Annotated in this window: 18 protein-coding genes; 11 read left to right on the top strand and 7 right to left on the bottom strand. The window is 46.8% G+C overall.

Annotation, left to right across the window (positions count from 1 at the left end; all coding sequences use genetic code 11):
* Window positions 1–5 precede the first annotated feature (5 nt).
* Window positions 6–776 carry a tRNA isopentenyl-2-thiomethyl-A-37 hydroxylase MiaE gene (miaE, locus tag ACUALS_RS09425; protein WP_454448250.1) on the bottom strand — a complete coding sequence of 257 codons (771 nt, stop codon included), beginning with the start codon at window positions 774–776 and terminating at the stop codon, window positions 6–8.
* A 66-nt stretch (window positions 777–842) separates the two neighbouring features.
* The gene (locus ACUALS_RS09420) at window positions 843–1,607 is read right to left on the bottom strand and encodes a hypothetical protein (protein WP_005474873.1); all 765 of its coding nucleotides are present in this window, start codon (window positions 1,605–1,607) and stop codon (window positions 843–845) included.
* Window positions 1,608–1,908: 301 nt separating this feature from the next.
* Here ACUALS_RS09420 and cysB point away from each other — a divergent pair, with 301 nt between their 5' ends.
* From cysB to ACUALS_RS09390, 6 genes are all read left to right on the top strand, one after another.
* Window positions 1,909–2,883 carry an HTH-type transcriptional regulator CysB gene (cysB, locus tag ACUALS_RS09415; RefSeq protein WP_005474854.1) on the top strand — a complete coding sequence of 325 codons (975 nt, stop codon included), beginning with the start codon at window positions 1,909–1,911 and terminating at the stop codon, window positions 2,881–2,883.
* A 54-nt stretch (window positions 2,884–2,937) separates the two neighbouring features.
* On the top strand, window positions 2,938–4,140 hold the full coding sequence (locus ACUALS_RS09410) for a methyltransferase (protein ID WP_454448249.1): 1,203 nt from the start codon (window positions 2,938–2,940) through the stop codon (window positions 4,138–4,140).
* 157 nt (window positions 4,141–4,297) lie between these two features.
* Window positions 4,298–5,263 (top strand): ABC transporter substrate-binding protein, encoded by a 966-nt coding sequence (locus ACUALS_RS09405; RefSeq protein ID WP_454448248.1) that lies wholly within the window; start codon window positions 4,298–4,300, stop codon window positions 5,261–5,263.
* Window positions 5,264–5,325: 62 nt separating this feature from the next.
* Window positions 5,326–6,270, top strand: a complete 945-nt coding sequence (locus ACUALS_RS09400; RefSeq protein ID WP_331400495.1) for an ABC transporter permease — start codon at window positions 5,326–5,328, stop codon at window positions 6,268–6,270.
* Window positions 6,267–7,061: an ABC transporter ATP-binding protein gene (locus ACUALS_RS09395; RefSeq protein WP_454448247.1), complete on the top strand. Its 795-nt coding sequence runs from the start codon at window positions 6,267–6,269 to the stop codon at window positions 7,059–7,061. The genes ACUALS_RS09400 and ACUALS_RS09395 overlap by 4 nt, the downstream gene beginning before the upstream one ends.
* Window positions 7,062–7,194: 133 nt before the next feature.
* Window positions 7,195–8,655: a diguanylate cyclase gene (locus ACUALS_RS09390; protein WP_454448246.1), complete on the top strand. Its 1,461-nt coding sequence runs from the start codon at window positions 7,195–7,197 to the stop codon at window positions 8,653–8,655.
* Here the strand turns inward: ACUALS_RS09390 and dusC are convergent.
* Both dusC and ACUALS_RS09380 read right to left on the bottom strand, forming a co-directional pair.
* On the bottom strand, window positions 8,652–9,605 hold the full coding sequence (gene dusC, locus ACUALS_RS09385) for a tRNA dihydrouridine(16) synthase DusC (RefSeq protein WP_454448245.1): 954 nt from the start codon (window positions 9,603–9,605) through the stop codon (window positions 8,652–8,654). The genes ACUALS_RS09390 and dusC overlap by 4 nt on opposite strands.
* A gap of 81 nt (window positions 9,606–9,686) precedes the next feature.
* Window positions 9,687–10,226, bottom strand: coding sequence for a type II secretion system protein (locus tag ACUALS_RS09380; RefSeq protein WP_454448244.1), 540 nt, complete (start codon window positions 10,224–10,226; stop codon window positions 9,687–9,689).
* Window positions 10,227–10,511: 285 nt separating this feature from the next.
* Here ACUALS_RS09380 and ACUALS_RS09375 point away from each other — a divergent pair, with 285 nt between their 5' ends.
* The 4 genes from ACUALS_RS09375 to serS all read left to right on the top strand — a co-directional run bounded on the left by ACUALS_RS09375 (window position 10,512) and on the right by serS (window position 14,698).
* Window positions 10,512–11,126: an SEC-C metal-binding domain-containing protein gene (locus ACUALS_RS09375; protein WP_454448243.1), complete on the top strand. Its 615-nt coding sequence runs from the start codon at window positions 10,512–10,514 to the stop codon at window positions 11,124–11,126.
* A gap of 83 nt (window positions 11,127–11,209) precedes the next feature.
* Complete coding sequence (lolA, locus tag ACUALS_RS09370; protein ID WP_038134033.1) at window positions 11,210–11,806, top strand: outer membrane lipoprotein chaperone LolA; 597 nt, start codon at window positions 11,210–11,212, stop codon at window positions 11,804–11,806.
* A 2-nt stretch (window positions 11,807–11,808) separates the two neighbouring features.
* Window positions 11,809–13,155 (top strand): replication-associated recombination protein A, encoded by a 1,347-nt coding sequence (locus ACUALS_RS09365; protein WP_454448242.1) that lies wholly within the window; start codon window positions 11,809–11,811, stop codon window positions 13,153–13,155.
* A 235-nt stretch (window positions 13,156–13,390) separates the two neighbouring features.
* Window positions 13,391–14,698 carry a serine--tRNA ligase gene (gene serS, locus ACUALS_RS09360; protein ID WP_005474863.1) on the top strand — a complete coding sequence of 436 codons (1,308 nt, stop codon included), beginning with the start codon at window positions 13,391–13,393 and terminating at the stop codon, window positions 14,696–14,698.
* A 64-nt stretch (window positions 14,699–14,762) separates the two neighbouring features.
* Here the strand turns inward: serS and ACUALS_RS09355 are convergent, their stop codons facing one another.
* On the bottom strand, window positions 14,763–15,767 hold the full coding sequence (locus tag ACUALS_RS09355) for an NAD-dependent epimerase/dehydratase family protein (protein ID WP_454448241.1): 1,005 nt from the start codon (window positions 15,765–15,767) through the stop codon (window positions 14,763–14,765).
* Window positions 15,760–16,863 carry an MBL fold metallo-hydrolase gene (locus tag ACUALS_RS09350; protein ID WP_454448240.1) on the bottom strand — a complete coding sequence of 368 codons (1,104 nt, stop codon included), beginning with the start codon at window positions 16,861–16,863 and terminating at the stop codon, window positions 15,760–15,762. Before ACUALS_RS09350 ends, ACUALS_RS09355 begins: the two co-directional genes overlap by 8 nt.
* Before the next feature lie 107 nt (window positions 16,864–16,970).
* Between ACUALS_RS09350 and ACUALS_RS09345 the strand changes: the two genes are divergently transcribed.
* Window positions 16,971–17,594: a TetR/AcrR family transcriptional regulator gene (locus ACUALS_RS09345; protein ID WP_039479837.1), complete on the top strand. Its 624-nt coding sequence runs from the start codon at window positions 16,971–16,973 to the stop codon at window positions 17,592–17,594.
* A gap of 64 nt (window positions 17,595–17,658) precedes the next feature.
* On the opposite strand, the gene ansA is transcribed toward ACUALS_RS09345, so the two are convergent.
* Window positions 17,659–18,675: an asparaginase gene (gene ansA, locus ACUALS_RS09340; RefSeq protein ID WP_038134047.1), complete on the bottom strand. Its 1,017-nt coding sequence runs from the start codon at window positions 18,673–18,675 to the stop codon at window positions 17,659–17,661.
* Window positions 18,676–18,742 lie beyond the last annotated feature (67 nt).

Genomic DNA, 18,742 nt, shown 5'->3' with positions numbered 1-18,742 from the left:
TAAAGCTAGAAAGGCACACCACTATGAAATTTAAAGTCGGTATCAGGAGAGGAGATTAAATCAGCTTCTAGCTTGCCAAAAAATTGGACGCGCTCTGAGATGTCTTTTCCTGCGATTTCTTCCGCGAGCGTTAAATAATCTTGGTAGTGGCGCGCCTCTGAGCGAAGCAGAGAGACATAAAACTTCGCAATATCTTCATCCATATGCGGTGCGAGCTTGGCAAATCTTTCGCATGAGCGTGCTTCGATGTAAGCGCCAATAATCAGCTTATCAATCAGGGTTTGAGGCTCGTGTGTCGCCATTTCCGCCAACAGCCCTTTTGCATATCGACTTGCCTGAACGGGTTCGTAAGCGATACCTCTTGCATCCATAATTTCCAGCACTTGGTAAAAGTGGTGTAACTCCTCTTTAATCAGCAACACCATCTTATCGATTAAGTCCTGACTATATGGGGAGTGAGACTTGGCCATGATCGACTTAGAGATATTGCTCTTACCTTTTAACGACGCCAGGTTACCTGTTTTACGATACGCAAAGTCTTCGTATGGTTTAAACCAGTCCAACAAATTGTGGGCACTGTCTTTGTCTACGGCGTATTTACGAATTAAATACATAGCGGACTGACCGGCTTTCAGCTCACATAAAAGGTGATCAATAAGGATGGTTTTTAGGTGCTCTGGTTTCTTGGCTTCATTGACCCACTCATTGGGGGTTGGACATTGAAGAAAAGCATTGATGGGGTCGAGCAGGGAATCGTAGTTTTTCAGATCAATCATTACACACTATTACAAATAGAAAAGGCCGCATCAGCGACCTTTAGAAACGGAATCACGGTGATTATATTACCATTTTTTCTTTTCACCAAAGAGTGCGTCCATATCATCTTTGCGCTCTTTTTCTTCCATCTGGTGTAACTCTTCCGCATTACGAGTTTGTCTACTTTGCTCCAAGTCATCGTACATGGCTTGAAGCTTTTCTCTGGCTTGATTGGAGTAGTTATCGTTTTTAGTACTCAGCGCATCAATCCCTTTACGCAGTAGCTGAACTGCCGTGCCTGGTTGTCCACGTACAATCGAGTCATTGGCGCGTTTGATGACGTTTTCAATGTTGATACGGATTTGAATTGTTTCTAAGCGAGCGTTTTCTTCGACGTAAGCCTGAGTTTCGAATCGGCCTTTGTTGTGCTCGCTTCGAATGGTGTCACGCAGGCGTTTGACCAACTTCAACATCATGATCGCTTGTTTGTCATTGCTAGGCACTTTGAACGCTGTGCTCTCGTTGCCATTGTGGTTTTCTTCAAGCTGGGTGATTTGGCTTTTTACGTTTTCTACACGTTGGGCAAGCTGTTTATTTTTCGGGTCGAGATCGTGCATGTTTTGCAGCGCATCAAGAATACGATTATTAAGGCACACAAGCAGAGCTTTACTGTAGGGAAGGTGATGAGCGTGTCCAATAAGCTCTTCTGTCGCATCGATAATTTGCAGGTAGCGAGAGCTCTCTTGCTTCTTTGCAGTTTCCGCTTTGACCTTATACTGCAACATAATGTTATAGCCAAGAACCAAGACTAGTAAGATGGCAACTAAAGCTATGATTAAACCAATATTCATAAATTCCGTATCTTATGTTTTCTGATGGCTAGCAGATAAGGATACACGATCCCGCTAACTCTCTGCACTCATTTTTCTATTATTACTCAATGCTTAGTGTTTCGTTAATCAAAAACGCTTTTTCGTCCCTGATAATGAGTAATTGGTTGCAAAACGACCGAACAAGTTTACTTCGCTCTAAGTTTAGGCAACGCAACGGGTCGTAGGGCTATCAATTTCACTTAAGAGACGTTATAACTAAATATTATAAACTATGATTGTATGTTCATGGTGTGCGTCGATAAGGGAGTACGGTTCAGGAATGAAATTACAACAGTTGAAGTACATTGTTGAGGTTGTAAACCACAATTTAAATGTGTCCGCAACGGCTGAGAGTCTTTACACTTCTCAGCCAGGTATCAGTAAGCAGGTTCGTTTGCTTGAGGATGAACTTGGTATTCAGATCTTTGAACGCAGTGGTAAGCACCTAACCCAAGTGACGAGCGCCGGCGAAGACATTATCCGTATTTCACAAGAGATTTTAGCGCGTGTTGAGAGTATTAAAGCGGTAGCAGGCGAGCATACTCACCCTGAAATGGGCACATTGAATATCTCCACGACCCACACGCAAGCGCGCTATGCTCTACCTGATGTGATTAAAGGGTTCACCGCTCGTTACCCGAAAGTATCCCTGCACATGCACCAAGGCACGCCAAGCCAAATGTCAGAAGCGATTGCTAAAGGAACGGCAAACTTTGCGATTGCGACCGAAGCGCTCCACCTTTACCAAGATGCCATCATGTTACCTTGTTATCACTGGAACCGTTCGATAGTTGTCCCTAAGTCTCACCCATTGGCGCAAAAAGACCAAGTGACGATTCAAGACTTGGCTTCCTATTCGCTAGTCACTTATGTGTTTGGCTTCACTGGTCGCTCTGAACTGGATGCTGCATTTAATAAACATGGCTTAACCCCAAGAGTGGTCTTTACCGCGACGGATGCCGACGTCATTAAAACCTACGTTCGTATGGGGATTGGCGTTGGGGTGATCGCGAGCATGGCAATTGACAAAGAGCAAGATACCGATCTTGTCGCGATCGATGCCAGCCACATCTTCGGTGCGAGTACCACCAGCATCGGTTTCCGCCGTGGTACCTTCTTACGTTCTTACATGTATGACTTTATGGAGCGATTTGCTCCTCATCTTACTCGTCCCGTTGTTGAACAGGCGTTATCACTCAAATCTAACGCAGACATCGAAGCGATGTTTAAAGATATCGAACTTCCTGTTCGTTAACTTCTATTCAAATGATTCGCTTCCCTCTAAACTACGTATTCACTAGGGGGAAGCATGTACCAGCAATTTCAAACACTCAATTCTCTGCTACTCGCTCATCAAAACTTTTGGCGTATCGAGCCATTTTTACACAGTGAGCAAACCGACTTTCCTTGGCAGAAAAGCCATCCGGAGTTATGTCTGTGGTTAAGTTCACTCTCGACGCAACAGATAGAGCACTATAAAGATCACCCTGAGCAACTCAGCGACATTGTCGGTCAATACTTGCCTGACGTTTTGACGCTCGCGCAGCTCTGTTTTCTAGAACGCAGTCCTCTTACTGGGCTTGAGTTAGAGAGGGGAGTCGACAGCGGCGTGCCTGGGCGAAAACTTGAGCAAATATTAGCGATGGGTGAAATTGCCCTGCAAAAGCATGAAGGAACCGAGTGGCTGGAGTGGTGCTCGGGAAAAGGTTTCTTAGGGCGTATTTTAGCCAGTCAGAGCAAGCAAAATGTTACGAGCTTTGAGTTCCAACAAGCGTTATGTGAGACAGGTCAGCAGGAAGCAGACAAACATCAACTGCCGATGAAATTTGTTCAAGGTGATGCGCTAGCGGATTCTTCAATCAAAGCGTTGAATTCTGCACAACATGCGGTTGCGCTCCATGCTTGCGGAGATCTCCACGTCTCACTGATGAAGAAAGGGGCGGCTTGCCGTTTGCCTGCCATGACTATCGCTCCTTGTTGCTATCACCTAGTTCAAAGTGACGTCTATCAGCCTCTTTCTCAGGCGGGCAAAGCGTCACATTTGCACTTGTCTAAATCTGAATTGCGTATTCCCCTTCAAGAGACGGTTACAGGTGGGCTGCGAGTTAAGCGTCACCGATTTGAAGAGATGAGTTTTCGTTTAGGTTTTGACTTGCTACTCAAAGGCGAATGTGACGTGGATGATTACATTCCGGTCCCAAGTATTAAAAAGTCTCAGCTCTCGTCAGGTTTCAGCGCGTTTTGTTTGTGGGCGGCAGAGCACAAACAGATCGATTTACCGACGATTGATTTTGATAACTATCTGCAGCGAGGAATAGAGCGTTACTGGCAGATGGAGCGTTTGAGCTTGGTGCAGCAAGTCTTTCGTCGCGCATTGGAGTTGTGGCTTGTTTTGGATAAAGCGCTCTATTTGCGTGAGCAAGGCTATGACGTTTCACTTGGAGAATTTTGTTCAAGAGGCGTCACCCCGAGAAACATCTTAATCCATGCCTCTATGCGGAAAGCTACTTAGTTCTTGTTTTGTTGATAACTTGTTAAATCTCGCTTCACATTCGAACAACTTATTGGTAATAATGAGTAAGTTGCACAGAAAATGTGCAACTTAGAGAAAAATCATAACGACAAAGTACACAACATCACATCATTATTGCTGAATTCAAGGAGCTAAGATGAAAGCAGGAAACATTATGGCCGTCGCCATGCTAGCAGGAGCAGCACTTCTTTCTTCTACCAGTATCATGGCTAAAACAGCCAAGGTTGCGGTATCACAAATTGTTGAACATCCAGCGCTCGATGCAACACGTCAGGGATTGATTGATGGCCTTAAAGCCAAAGGCTATCAGCAAGGCGAAAACCTCGAATTTGATTACAAAACCGCGCAGGGAAATCCTGCGATTGCCGTGCAAATTGCTCGTCAATTTGTGGGTGAAAAACCTGATGTTCTTGTTGGCATTGCAACGCCAACGGCACAGGCTTTGGTGTCGGCGACGCGTTCCATTCCGGTTGTTTTTACTGCGGTCACCGACCCTGTAGGGGCAAAGCTCGTTAGCCAAATGGAGCAGCCTGGAAAAAACGTTACAGGCCTGTCTGATCTTTCTCCTGTCGCTCAACATGTGGAGCTGATTAAAGAACTGCTCCCTGACGTTAAATCCATTGGGGTTGTCTTTAACCCTGGTGAGGCAAATGCGGTGACATTAGTGAAACTGCTCAAAGAGAGCGCAAAAGCTCATGGGCTGGAAGTTGTTGAAGCGACGGCGCTAAAAAGTGCTGATGTACAGTCAGCCACTCAAGCGATTGCCGAAAAATCGGATGTTATTTATGCACCGACGGATAACACCGTTGCCAGTGCAATTGAAGGCATGATCGTTGCGGCTAACCAAGCGAAAACGCCAGTATTTGGCGGAGCGACATCGTATGTTGAAAAAGGAGCGATTGCGGGTCTAGGTTTCGATTATTACCAAGTCGGCGTTCAAACGGCGGATTATGTTGCCGCTATTTTGGAAGGCTCTGAGCCCGGTAAACTCGATGTCAAAGTGGCCAAAGGCTCCGATCTTGTTGTCAATCAAGGTGTCGCCAAACAACTTGGCTTAACGGTACCTACCTCAGTATTAGATCGCGCGACAAGCGTTAAGTAACCCTCCAAAGTGAAGAGAGCGTTTGCGCGCTCTCTTGTTATTGAGCAGAAAAGGGAGTTGTTATGTCTGCTTTTGCGTTTTTTGGGGCGTTAGAAATAGGGCTGCTCTACGGATTGGTGGCTCTTGGTGTTTATCTAACCTTCCGAGTTCTTGATTTTCCTGACTTGAGTGTTGATGGCAGTTTCCCGATGGGGGCCGCTGTTGCCGCTACGGCGATTGTCTCAGGCATTAACCCTTGGGTTGCAACGGGCATGGCGATAGTGGCTGGTGCTGCAACCGGTTGGGTTACCGCATTTCTCGCCGTTCGGTGTGGAATCCTTCATCTTCTTGCCTCTATTTTGACCATGATTGCGGCGTTTTCAATCAACATCCGCATCATGGGCCGACCAAACATCGCTCTTCTAGGAGAAGAGACCATCTTGACGCCATTTGAAACATTAGGGGATTCAATGTTGATTCGGCCTTTAGTGGTTGGCGTGTTGGTGTTGATATCGGCGTGGTTTGTGGTGCGGTTGCTCAACAGTGATTTTGGTTTGGGGTTAAGAGCGACCGGTGTTAACGCGCGTATGGTTTCAGCTCAAGGAGCCAGCACCGCTTTCTACACTTATTTTTGCCTTGCCTTGTCTAACGGTTTCGTCGGCTTTGCTGGTGCTCTGTTTGCTCAAACCAACAGCTTTGCCGATGTGACTTCTGGGGTCGGTACGATTGTGGTCGGCTTAGCGGCGGTCATACTCGGTCAAACGCTGATTCCAGGTAAAAAGATTTGGGTTGCCGTGGTGGCGGTTATTGTGGGCTCGGTTCTTTACCGACTGGCCGTTGCATTTGCATTGAGCTCGGGAATGTTTGGTCTCCAAGCATCTGATTTGAACTTAGTGACAGCACTGCTGGTGGCGATTGCACTGATTGCGCCGAAGTTAAAAGGGAATCTAAAAGCAAAAAAGGCTAACTCGCCTGCGACAAAAACGCAGGCGGTTAAGCGCGGAGATAATTCAGGAGGCGTGGCATGATTCAGTTGGAAGATATTCAAGTCACCTTTAATCCCGGGACGATTCTGGAAAACAAAGCGCTTCGAGGTGTTTCACTCGAAGTGCCTGAGCATCAATTCCTTACCGTGATCGGCTCGAATGGTGCGGGAAAATCGACCTTGTTGGGGGCGGTAACTGGCGAAACGCCGATGATTGGTGGCCGAGTGATCATCGATGGACTTGATGTGACAAAGCAAAGTGTGGATCAGCGAGCCGAGCAGTGCGCGCGTGTTTTCCAAGATCCTTTGGCAGGCACCTGTGGCGATCTCACTATTGAAGAGAATATGGCGCTGGCTTATATGCGCGGTAAAAAACGGGGTTGGAACTTGTCACTGTCAGCCAAACGAAGAGTGCTATTTCAGGAACGCATTAGCATCCTTGGATTAGGCTTGGAGGACAGACTTGGAGACAGCATAGGGCTACTTTCTGGCGGGCAACGTCAAGCGGTGAGTCTGGTCATGGCGACGCTGTCTGACAGTAAGTTGCTGTTATTAGACGAACATACCGCTGCGCTCGATCCAAGAATGGCGGCCTTCATCATCGACTTAACCAAGAAAATCGTCAGTGAGTTTAACTTAACCGTGATGATGGTGACGCACTCTATGAAGGATGCGCTCGCCTGTGGAGATCGGACTGTGATGCTGCATCAAGGAGAAATCGTCCTTGATGTGGCAGGTGAGCAGAGGCAAAACATGCAAGTGCCCGATTTGCTCGAGATGTTCTCTAAAGTTCGCGGAGAAGAGCTCGCAGATGATAGTTTGTTGTTAAATTAGGATTAAATTGACAATCAAGTAGCAAGTTACGATAAAAATCTGTGACACAATCCACGTTAAAACATCAGCTAAGCCTATCTACCGTATTAGAGTATTGATAGGCTTTTTCATTTCTATTTATCAGAGGCGGTTAATGCAGTTGAAGCGGCATTTTAGTTTGAAGTTTGTTTTTCTCATGCCCTTGGTTCTGTCTGCACTCGTACTGGCATTAACCATCAAAAACTACGTCGATCTGGTAAACCGAGAAATCAGTGATGAGTACGGTCGTATTCAAAATGATTTGTCTCGCGCCGCCAAGCTTGTTACGGCTATCGATTACAGTTTTACCAACTACTCCAAATCGCAATATATCTTTTTGCTAGAACACAACCGGCAGATAAAAAACAGTGTATGCCAGATGTGGCCCATCGATGCCTTGCTGCTTACCGACGGTCGCAACCACGATATGCCCGCAGTAGACATTAACTATATGCTGGTGGGCACAACCGAACTGTGTAACTCAGACAGTGAGGTCTATCAGCGCGTTGCAAGTCAGGTCTCGTTGGCGCCTGTACTGTCGTTCGTGCACGATATTGATGAAACGATCCTTGGCGTCCAATACATTGACCGAGAGGGCTATCTGATGTCTTCTCCGGACACTTACGCAAAACAGGCGACAGCCGAACTGTTGGATACGATCAAAGCGCGACCTTTTTGGCAATCAACGGTGCAAAACCCAGATGTTATTTCTATTTCAGGGCCAGCGCCGATCGTCGCAACCAGCGACTTAGTCATGAGTTTAACCATGCCCGTTTACTCCTTAGGTGAGCATCAAGGTGTGCTGTCATTGGACATTGCTTATGATGAACTGATGGGCACGAGAGGCAAGTTGCCGGGAAAACTGGAAATTATAAATGCAACCACGGCCTCCTTTCCCGACAATGCAACTCGTGTTGAGAAGTTCAATCTTGAGGGTGTCCGCGGTGACCATCATCTAATTTATCGCTTGGACCCCATCAAAGAGATTGGCTATTTTGTCTCTTCTCATCGATACAGTTTGCTCGTGATAGGCTTTATCTACGTGTTCTCAGTTATCGTGTTGTTTTTGATTAATACGCGAGTTGAGCATGGATACTTGAAAGATCTTGCTGCCAAAGATGCGATGACAGGACTGCTGAACCGAAGAGGGCTACAAGACTTCTTGGTTAATGCGCAGCATGGAGAGTATGTTGCCATCGCGGTTTTCGATATTGATGATTTCAAATCAATCAACGACACCTATGGTCATGATGTTGGAGACAACGTTATTTGCTACATGGCAGACCAGATCACCTACAGTATTCGCGCGAGTGATGCGGTGGCTCGTTTCGGTGGTGAAGAATTTGTGGTTTACATGAGTGGTAGCAACCGAGATGCGCTGAAGAAGTCATTACTGCGAGTCCAACAATCGATCCGTTCTCGATCCCAAGAAGTTGTTGCGCCTGGCTTTACGGTTTCAGGTGGTGTTGAAATTGTTGATGAAGCGCAAGCCAGCAACTTTGAGGCGTTGTTCAAAGCTGCTGACGAAAAGCTATACCAAGCCAAAACGTCGGGCAAGGATAAACTCGTGTTCTAAGCGGCGTTAAGTGTGTCTCGGTAACGAGTGATATGCTCAACGATTGGCGCCGCTTTGTTAAAGGTACGAATTTCTCTAAATAACTCTGCCGCTTGAGGGTATTGTTGGCGCAAGTAAGAGAACCACTGCTTAACTCGGTTCGGGTAGTAAAGGCCTTTGTCGCCTTTCATTTCGTACTGAGAATAGACAAGCAGTAACTCGACCACCTCTGACCAAGGCATTACCGCGTGATTGTGTTTTACCACATTCCCAAGGTTTGGAACATTGAACGCGCCGCGGCATACCATCAGGGAATCCACACCCGTTGTTTCGATACAGGCTTGACCATCTTCGTAATTCCAAATTTCACCATTGGCAATCAGTGGAATCGTAAAACGTTCACGAAGTTGCCCGATGTACTCCCACTTAATCTCGCTTGCTTTGTAGCCGCCTGCTTTGGTGCGTGCATGAACGGTCAACTCATTAGCGCCCGCTTTTTCTATTGCGTCTACAATCTCGAAGCAGTCTTCTGGATTCTCCCAACCTAGGCGTATTTTCGCCGTCACTGGGATATCGCTCGGCACCGCTTCTCGGCAGGCTTTGACGACCTGGTGGATAAGTTCTGGGTGTTGAAGAAGCGCGGCGCCACCTTTGCTTTTGTTCACAAGCTTGGCTGGGCAGCCAAAGTTAAGATCAACGCCTCTTGCGCCTAATTCGGCTGCTTTTATGGCATTTTCTGCCATCCAAACCGGATCTTGGCCAAGCAGTTGAACATGAACAGGCACACCCGATTTGGTTTGAGACCCTTGCAGTAGCTCTGGGCAAAGACGATGGAAGACATGATCGGGCAGCAGCTGATCGACGACTCGAACAAATTCAGTTACGCACAAATCATAATCATTGATGTCGGTTAAGATCTCGCGCATCAAATGATCTAACACGCCCTCCATTGGGCCAAGAACTAATCGCATAAAAAACGCCTCTATTTATGGAGGCGTGATTTTAGTGGCAAGTGATACAAAAGTCACTGCTTTGCTCGGTACTGAGCTTGCTTATTTGGGAAGCGGTCGATCATGGCTAACCTGAAATGTCCCATCTAGGGGTTGGTATTCCAATGCCCAAACATTTGTGGTGTAGTCATGAATGTTTGATTTGTAAAAGTAATAGCAGGCACCATTTGCTCTATACCAACTCACAACATCTGCGTCAGCGTTGTTGATTAAAATAGGATCACTGTGTACATCGACACTTAGGTCGGTTTGCAGCAAGTTCTCCCACAGTTCCGGGCAATCGGGCTTGCTAGGATTAAAGCTATTGACGTTTCTTGGATAGCCACTCGTCGATGGGAAGATATTACCGTCACCATAACCAATCACCGCAGCTGAACTCGGTTCATTTTCTACTAACCAGACAGAGTGATACATCTGAGATGCATTGACAAAAGCCGCAAACGCAGCTTGGGCACGATTGTCGTGAGCCTCTTGCTGGACATTGAGAAAGCGCGGTAAAGCAGCAACACTAACAATGGCAAGTATCGCTATCACAATGACTAACTCGATCAATGTGAAGCCCTTGAATTGATATCTTTTCATAATTGACCTCACTGTATAGGTACAGCGATTAGCGGACGATGAAGGGGAGAAGTGTGCGCCTAAAAAAGTACTTTTCCAAGAGCTTTTGTTGATTGACTGAGTGGTATTGAGCTAGTGAATAAAAGAAGAAGGCTAGTTATTAAATCCTTATAACTAGCCGAGACTACATGAGTCTAATCATCACAAGAAGCAGGTGCTCGAGCCAGGGAGGAAGTCTCGAAGTGACCTAAAGCCTTGCATAGGGTTATAATGCGTGCCTTATCAGTTAAACACTAGAAGTGAATCATGAAGTATCAATTACTGACACTGCCAGACTCATTAACTAACGAATCTCCTTATTTCGTCGAGGGTTTAACCCTTGCTGCCAACTTGGCAACCAAACCTCTTGCCCCTGAAGTTTGGTTAGAGAGCGTATTTTCTGAAAGCGCAAGTCAAGTGAAAGCGCCGATTGAAGCGCATATTACCCAGCAGTACACGTATTTAAAGGCGAATGAGTACTCTTTGCTCGGGTTGCTTGATGAAGCCTCCAAGCAGGAGCAGTTGGCCGACATCGCTGAAGGCTTTATGACGCTTTGGCCGACGGTAGAAGAGCAGTGGCAAGAAGTACACGTTGGCGATGGCACACTTCGCATGTTGCAAGCTCTATTGACGTCATTCATGCTGGCGATTGATGAAGTGCAAACTCAAGCTCAAATGCGAGAAGCGGGCATTGAAACACCGCCATCATTGGCCGATTTTATCGACCAACTCGACCTGATGATCATCGAAGTTGCTCACGCCGCCGATGAGGCGATGGTTGGCGCTAAGTCGCAAAGCGTTAATCCGTACAAACAAGTAGGGCGTAACGATCCATGCTTGTGCGGGAGCGGTAAGAAGTTCAAGCAGTGTTGTGGAAAATAGAACAAAGTTAACTTTTTTCGGTCAAACCAAGTTCGAAACACGATTATAAAGAGAGTCATGGCGACTCAATAGGAACAAGATTAATGAAAAAACTGGCCGCATTACTGTTTATGAGCTTCTCTGTGTTGGCAGCGCCAAAAGACGAGCTTAATCAGCGTTTACAGCAAACGGAAGGTTTTAGTGCTGACTTTACTCAGCAGGTGACAAGTCCTGATGGTGATTTGGTGATGGAAGGTGAGGGTTCGGTAGAAATTTCTCGTCCAAGTCTTTTCCGTTGGACAACCACAATGCCAGATGAAAACGTGTTGGTCTCAGATGGCAAAAGTCTTTGGTATTACAGCCCATTCATCGAACAAGTGAGTATCTACTGGCAAGAGCAAGCGACAGAGCAAACCCCGTTTGTATTGTTGACTCGTAACCGCCAAAGTGACTGGGAAAACTACAATGTGTCTCAACAGGGCGATGTGTTCACACTTGTCCCAACCGCTGTGGACTCAAACCAAGGTCAATTTAAGTTAGAGATCGATGCCAAAGGCGCGGTGAAAGGATTTAGTGTGATTGAACAAGATGGTCAGCAGAGTGCGTTCAAGTTCGCTAACATTGATTTAACTAAACCTAAAGCTGAGCGCTTTACCTTTGCCATTCCACAAGGTGTCGAGGTTGATGACCAAAGGAATTAAAAGTGAGTAATTTCTCATTTGATTTTTCAGGGGACGAAGATTTTCGTCCCCTCGCTGCTAGAATGCGCCCAGAAACGCTTGATCAGTATATTGGTCAACAACATATTCTCGGCGCAGGTAAACCGTTGCGACGAGCGTTGGAAGCGGGTCACATCCACTCCATGATTTTGTGGGGGCCTCCAGGCACAGGGAAAACAACGCTCGCTGAAGTGGCGGCAAACTACGCCAACGCAGAAGTTGAGCGAGTCTCTGCCGTGACCTCCGGTGTGAAAGAAATCCGCGCAGCAATTGAAAAAGCGCGCGAAAATAAGTTGGCTGGCAGACGCACGATCTTGTTTGTTGACGAGGTGCACCGTTTCAATAAATCGCAGCAAGATGCCTTTCTTCCGCATATCGAAGATGGCACGGTGACCTTCATTGGTGCAACCACGGAAAACCCATCTTTTGAGCTGAACAACGCATTGCTATCGCGTGCCCGAGTTTACAAATTAACCTCTCTTTCTCAGCAAGATATTGGTTTGGCACTGCAGCAAGCAATCAATGATGAGAAGCGTGGCTTAGGTAAGGTTGAAGCGGCTTTTGATGAAGGGGTCCTAGATAGACTTTCTGAGCTAGTAAACGGTGACGCGCGGATGTCGCTAAATTACCTTGAGCTTCTCTACGATATGGCAGAAGAAGACGCCCAAGGTGTTAAGGTGATTACCTTGCCATTGCTGGCCGAGGTTGCTGGCGAAAAAGTTTCGCGCTTTGATAACAAAGGCGATATTTGGTACGACTTAATCTCTGCGGTTCATAAGTCGATTCGTGGCTCCAATCCTGATGCTGCGCTGTATTGGTCGGCGCGAATGATTGCGGCAGGCTGTGATCCGCTGTATATCGCAAGACGCCTACTCGCGATTGCCTCTGAAGATGTCGGCAACGCGGATCCACGCGCCATGCAAGTTGCTTTGTCCGCATGGGATTGCTTTACCCGAGTTGGACCTGCTGAGGGCGAAAGAGCCATTGCCCAAGCCATCGTTTACCTTGCTTGTGCGCCAAAGAGTAATGCTGTTTATACCGCTTGGAAGCAAGCTCTGCGTGATGCTCACAACCTGCCAGAGTATGAAGTGCCCCCCCATTTGCGCAATGCACCCACCTCGTTGATGAAAGATCTCGGCTATGGCGCTGAGTATCGCTATGCACACGATGAGCCTGGCGCGTACGCTGCTGGTGAAAGATATCTTCCCCCAGAAATGGCAGAGACTCGCTACTACCAACCGACCAACCGAGGGTTAGAAACTAAAATTGGCGAAAAGTTAGATTACTTGGCTAGTTTAGACGCAAAAAGCCCACAAAAGCGCTATGAATAAGCGAGCATTTTAGATACATTTATCCAATTATCCCTTCATACTTGAAGCCGCAGCTTTGTTAACTGCACCAATTCACCGGAGCGCCGGCCGCCCTAATCACATAGAGCACCTATGCTCATAGGGATGAATTGGTTTGTTTCCTCGCTGCAACTCCAATTATTTTGGGAACTATTTATTAGCGTTTGAGCACGATGCTTAAGCGCCATTTCACAACTAAAAAAGCATAGGATTAACAATGCTGGATTCTAAATTACTTCGTACAGAGCTGGATGAAACAGCTGCAAAACTAGCGCGTCGTGGCTTTAAGCTAGACGTAGAGACAATCCGTACACTTGAAGAGCAACGCAAGTCGATTCAAGTTGAAGTTGAAAATTTACAATCCACGCGTAACTCCATCTCTAAGCAGATCGGCCAAAAAATGGCGGCTGGCGATAAAGAAGGCGCTGAAGAGATCAAGAAACAAATCGGTACGCTAGGTAGCGATCTTGATGCTAAAAAAGTTGAACTTGATGCAGTAATGGCGCAACTTGAAGAGATCACGCTATCTGTGCCAAACCTGCCAGCTGATGATGTGCCAGATGGTAAAGACGAAGATGACAACGTAGAGATTTCTCGTTGGGGTGAGCCAAAAACTTACGACTTCGAACTAAAAGATCACGTTGATCTTGGTGAAATGGGTGGCGGTCTTGATTTTGCGAGTGCGACTAAAATCACTGGCGCACGTTTCATCGTGATGAAAGGTCAATTTGCTCGTCTACACCGTGCAATTGCTCAGTTCATGCTGGATCTACACACTGAAGAGCACGGTTACTCTGAAATGTACGTACCGTACCTAGTGAACTCTGACAGTCTATTTGGTACAGGTCAGCTACCTAAATTTGGTAAAGACCTGTTCCACACTGAGCCACTAGAAGAGAAAGTGAACGATGAAGAGCCGCGTAAACTGTCTTTGATTCCAACAGCAGAAGTACCAGTAACGAACCTTGTTCGCGATACGATCTCTGACGAAGCGGACCTACCGCTTAAGATGACCGCTCACACGCCATGTTTCCGTTCTGAAGCGGGGTCTTACGGTCGTGATACTCGTGGTTTGATTCGTATGCACCAGTTCGACAAAGTTGAGCTAGTACAAATCACTCGTCCAGAAGATTCAATGGACGCACTAGAAGAGCTAACTGGCCACGCAGAGAAAGTTCTACAACTTCTAGAACTGCCTTACCGTAAAGTGGTTCTATGTACTGGTGACATGGGCTTCGGTGCACGTAAAACTTACGACCTAGAAGTTTGGGTTCCAGCGCAAGAGACTTACCGTGAGATCTCATCTTGTTCAAACATGTGGGATTTCCAAGCTCGTCGTATGCAAGCGCGTTTCCGTCGTAAAGGCGAGAAGAAACCTGAGCTTGTACACACGCTAAACGGTTCTGGTCTAGCAGTTGGTCGTACAATGGTCGCAATTCTAGAGAACAACCAAGAAGCAGATGGCCGTATCGCAATCCCTACAGTACTTCAGAAGTACATGGGTGGCGCAACGCACATCGGTTAATCTTGACCGAATACAAAGATGAAAGGCGACTCAATGAGTCGCCTTTTTTAATCCTGCGGCAAAATTACTCCGCGGCTGTTGGCTGATATAGAGACGCCATTGTGGTTCGAACGACCTCTCGGGCGCTTATCGGGGTGTGCTTTAGATCCGTTAGTGACTCTTGCTGATCAAACACAAATCGGTGCTTAAGTGAACGCGCGACATTGCTGCGAATCAGTTTAGGTCGAGTCTGAGTCTCTAACGCTTCCTTTTCTGCTTGATCGACAAGTGCATAAATTTCTTGTTCAGACAAGATTTTAGGCGCAGTAAGTTGTGGGTTTACCTCTCGAGCAATAGCGATGATCTCCTCGCTAGAAATGGTCGACGTGTTAGCAAGGACATAGCGCTTGCCACGAATGCCATGCGTTGAGGCTTTAATCATCCCTTTGACGACATCGTTAACATCGATTGGGCTGAGGTTCATCTCATACAAGAAAGGCATCTTGCCATTCACGATCGCTGAAAACGCATCGAGAGATTCCGTGTTGGGTTTAAAATCGCCGCCAAGTATGGTGGATGGCAGTATTGTGACCATATCCAGATCTAGCTCTTGCGCCACTTTCCATGCCTCTTGCTCGGCAAGTGTTTTGGCCCGGCAATAGGGATTGATTTGATCCGACACATTGTAGCCTTCTACCTTTATCTCACCGTGTTGATTACGCGCAGTTTGCTCTAATGTCGCTATCGAGCTGACATAGACGACTTTCTTCACTCCTGCTTCGTGCGCTGCTCTCAAGATATTCGTCGTGCCGATAAGGTTTGGCTCGACGATTTCCTTTTCTTCATCTTCTGCCCAGTGCTTAAAAACGGCCGCAACTTGGTAGAGAATATCAACCCCTGCTAAGGCCGTTTGCAAAGAGGTGACGTCGAGTAAATCACAATACACAATGTCACAATCGGCACCCTTCAACGAGTCGGACTTACTGAGATTGCGAACTCCGGCGCGGACCTGATGGCCTTGCCGGCTCAATTCTCTAACCAGATTGTTGCCGAGGTGGCCTGTTGCGCCAGTGACTAAACATTTAACCATTACTCTTCTCCTTAACGATATTGTCGATAACGGGTTCAAACTGAGGTATCGGCTCGCTGGCAATCGACTCGGTTTTCCACCATTGCTGCTCAAAAGGTGGTGACTCGAGTTCAACAAGCTGACCAAAAGCGGGAGTGATGAGTTGCACACCTCTTTGACTAGAGATGTCAGTGATACGTTCAAGGGGCTCATACCAAGGGTGCATAGAGAGATCAAACGTACCGTTGTGAATTGGAATCATGTATTTACCACGAAGATCGATATGAGCTTGAACAGACTCGTCGGGCATCATGTGAATGTCTTGCCAAAGTGAGTTATAGGCACCGGATTCAATCAATGTGACATCAAATGGGCCATAGCGTTTGCCAATTGATTCAAAGCCAGAGAAGTAGCCACTGTCACCGCTAAAGAAGACACGATGTTGCTTTCCTAATATTACCCAGCTCGACCAAAGAGTCTGGTTTCTATCCAGTAACCCTCGACCTGAAAAGTGTTGTGATGGGGTAGCGACTAGCTCAATGCCATTCACAAAGGTACTTTGCCACCAATCAAGCTGAACCACTTTTTCTGGGGCGACTCCCCAACTTATCAATAGGTCCCCAACTTTTAGTGGAGTAACAAATGTTCCTACCTTCTTTGCGATGGCTTGGATGGTGTTTTTATCGAGGTGATCATAGTGATCGTGACTGATGATTACGATGTCGATAGGTGGCAAGTCGGATGCGTTAATCGGGCTTGGATGAAAGCGTTTGGGGCCAGCCCATTGAACGGGAGATGCTCGTTCACTCAAAACTGGGTCAGTCAAAATCCAGTTATCGTCGAGGTTTAGTAGAACGCTAGAGTGACCAATTCGGTAGAGTGAGTCCCGCTTGGTGGAAAAAAGTGCTTGCTCATTCATTGATTGAATAGGGAGTGGCTGGGTCGGTGTCGGATCCAAACGAGGAGTGGTAATAAATGCATGTAAGATTCGCAATGTATCGCCCAACGACGACGAGTACGCGATTTCGCTGTTTTGGAAACGATTTTTGTTCGAACCAAGAGTGATGAACGCGATAGCGACCAACAATCCTAACAGGGCAAACATGGCAAATTTCATGATCAATTACTCCTATAAGTAAACTACACCGTGTAGTTTACTTTGAAAAATTGAAAAGTAAACCATGCAGTGTAGAATTGGCTGCATGGTTGTAGAAATGAAACAAAATGATGGAAAAGAAGCAGAGTCGCAGTGATCTAAAACGATCAGCAATTGTCGAAGCAGCGATAGAAGCGTTTCGTGAAGAGGGCGTCAAGGCGACGAGCATGGATAGATTGGCTAAACTGGCCAACGTGTCCAAGCGGACCATTTACAATCACTTTGTGAGCAAAGAGGCGCTCGTACTCCACTTGTTGTCGGAATTATGGCAACGGGCGATGATGGAAAGCGAAGTGAATTACAACCGCGACCAGCCTTTGGAAACCCAGCTCGCTGCGCTTTTGACCAAAGAGCTTGAGTTTTTGTCTTCTCCACAATATCAAGATCTCGCACGTGTTGCTTTTGATTACTTGTTCAGCAATCCTGATATGCTGCAAGAAGAGCTGAAGAAGTTATCGGAAAAAGAAACGGCGGTTTATCGTTGGATAGTCGCGGCGCAAGATGATGGGAAGTTGATTGAACTGGACGCAGACCTTGCAAAAGAGCAGTTGCATAGCTTAATAAAAGGAAGTGCGCTTTGGCCGCAATTGATGCGTTTACGACAACCGCTGACAGAGGCAGAGAAACAACGTTTAGTCGATGAAACGACGAAACTCTTTTTAGCGCGCTACCAACAGCACTCACTAGGTTGAGCAATATTGATCGTGTCATTAAAAAGCCAGCTAATCTAGCTGGCTTTGTCGTTTCATAGTGAGATTAGATACTCATCTCACCGCGCAAGACTTGCTGCATTTTCACTTTCACTTGCTCATATGAGAGGTCTTGGCTAAGTAGATAGTGAAGCTTGGCAAGAGCGGCTTCTGGGGTCATATCGTAGCCGCTGATCACGCCCGCTTCAGCAAGGGCACATCCAGTCGCGTAGCCACCCATATTCACTTTACCTGCCAAACATTGGGTGAGGTTAACGACGATCACACCGCGCTCAGAGGCGTCTTTTAAGTGACCAAGAAGCTCAGGGTTTTGCGGCGCATTACCAACGCCAAAAGTCAGCAAGATCATCGCATTGACTGGTTGCAGTAATGTATTGCGAATGACCTCGTGAGAGATGCCAGGGTACATGGTGATGACACCAATTGGCTGCGGCGTAATATCGTGTACTTTAAATTCGCCCTCTGGAACATGCCCAACCTTAATGTCATTGCTGATCTGGATATTAATCCCAGCTTCGAGCAAAGGTGGTAAGTTTGGAGACGTAAAGGCATTAAAACCGTCAGCGTGAGATTTGGTACTGCGATTGCCACGCATCAGCTTGTTGTTGAAGAACAACGTCACTTCATTGATCGGATAATTTGCTGCGATGTGGAGTGCATTCAACAAGTTTGCTTGGCCGTCAGAGCGAAGCTCTGCCAGTGGGATTTGCGAACCAGTCACAATGACCGGCTTACCAAGGTTCTCTAGCATAAAAGAGAGAGCTGAAGCGGTATAGGCCATGGTGTCAGTGCCGTGCAGAATAACGAAACCGTCATACTTGTCATAGTTGGCACGAATGTCATCAGCGATTTGCTGCCAATCTTTTGGAGTCATATCCGAGGAATCGATTAGTGGATCGTATTCATGGATGGTGAACTCTGGCATTTCTGGGCGGTGGAATTCTGGCATGCTCGCCAGTTGTTTTTCCATAAAGCCAGCGACAGGAACGTAACCGTGATCATGCGACTTCTGCATACCAATGGTGCCGCCCGTATAAGCGATATAGATGTGTTTTCTTGCCATTGCTTAGAAACCAGTATTGTAGGGGGAACAGAGCGTGGGATTATATAGGAATCGGGGCCAATAAAAA

The organism is Vibrio sp. NH-7, from assembly GCF_053643215.1.
Note: the sequence above shows the minus strand (reverse complement) of the source record. Positions and strands in the feature narration are given on the sequence as shown.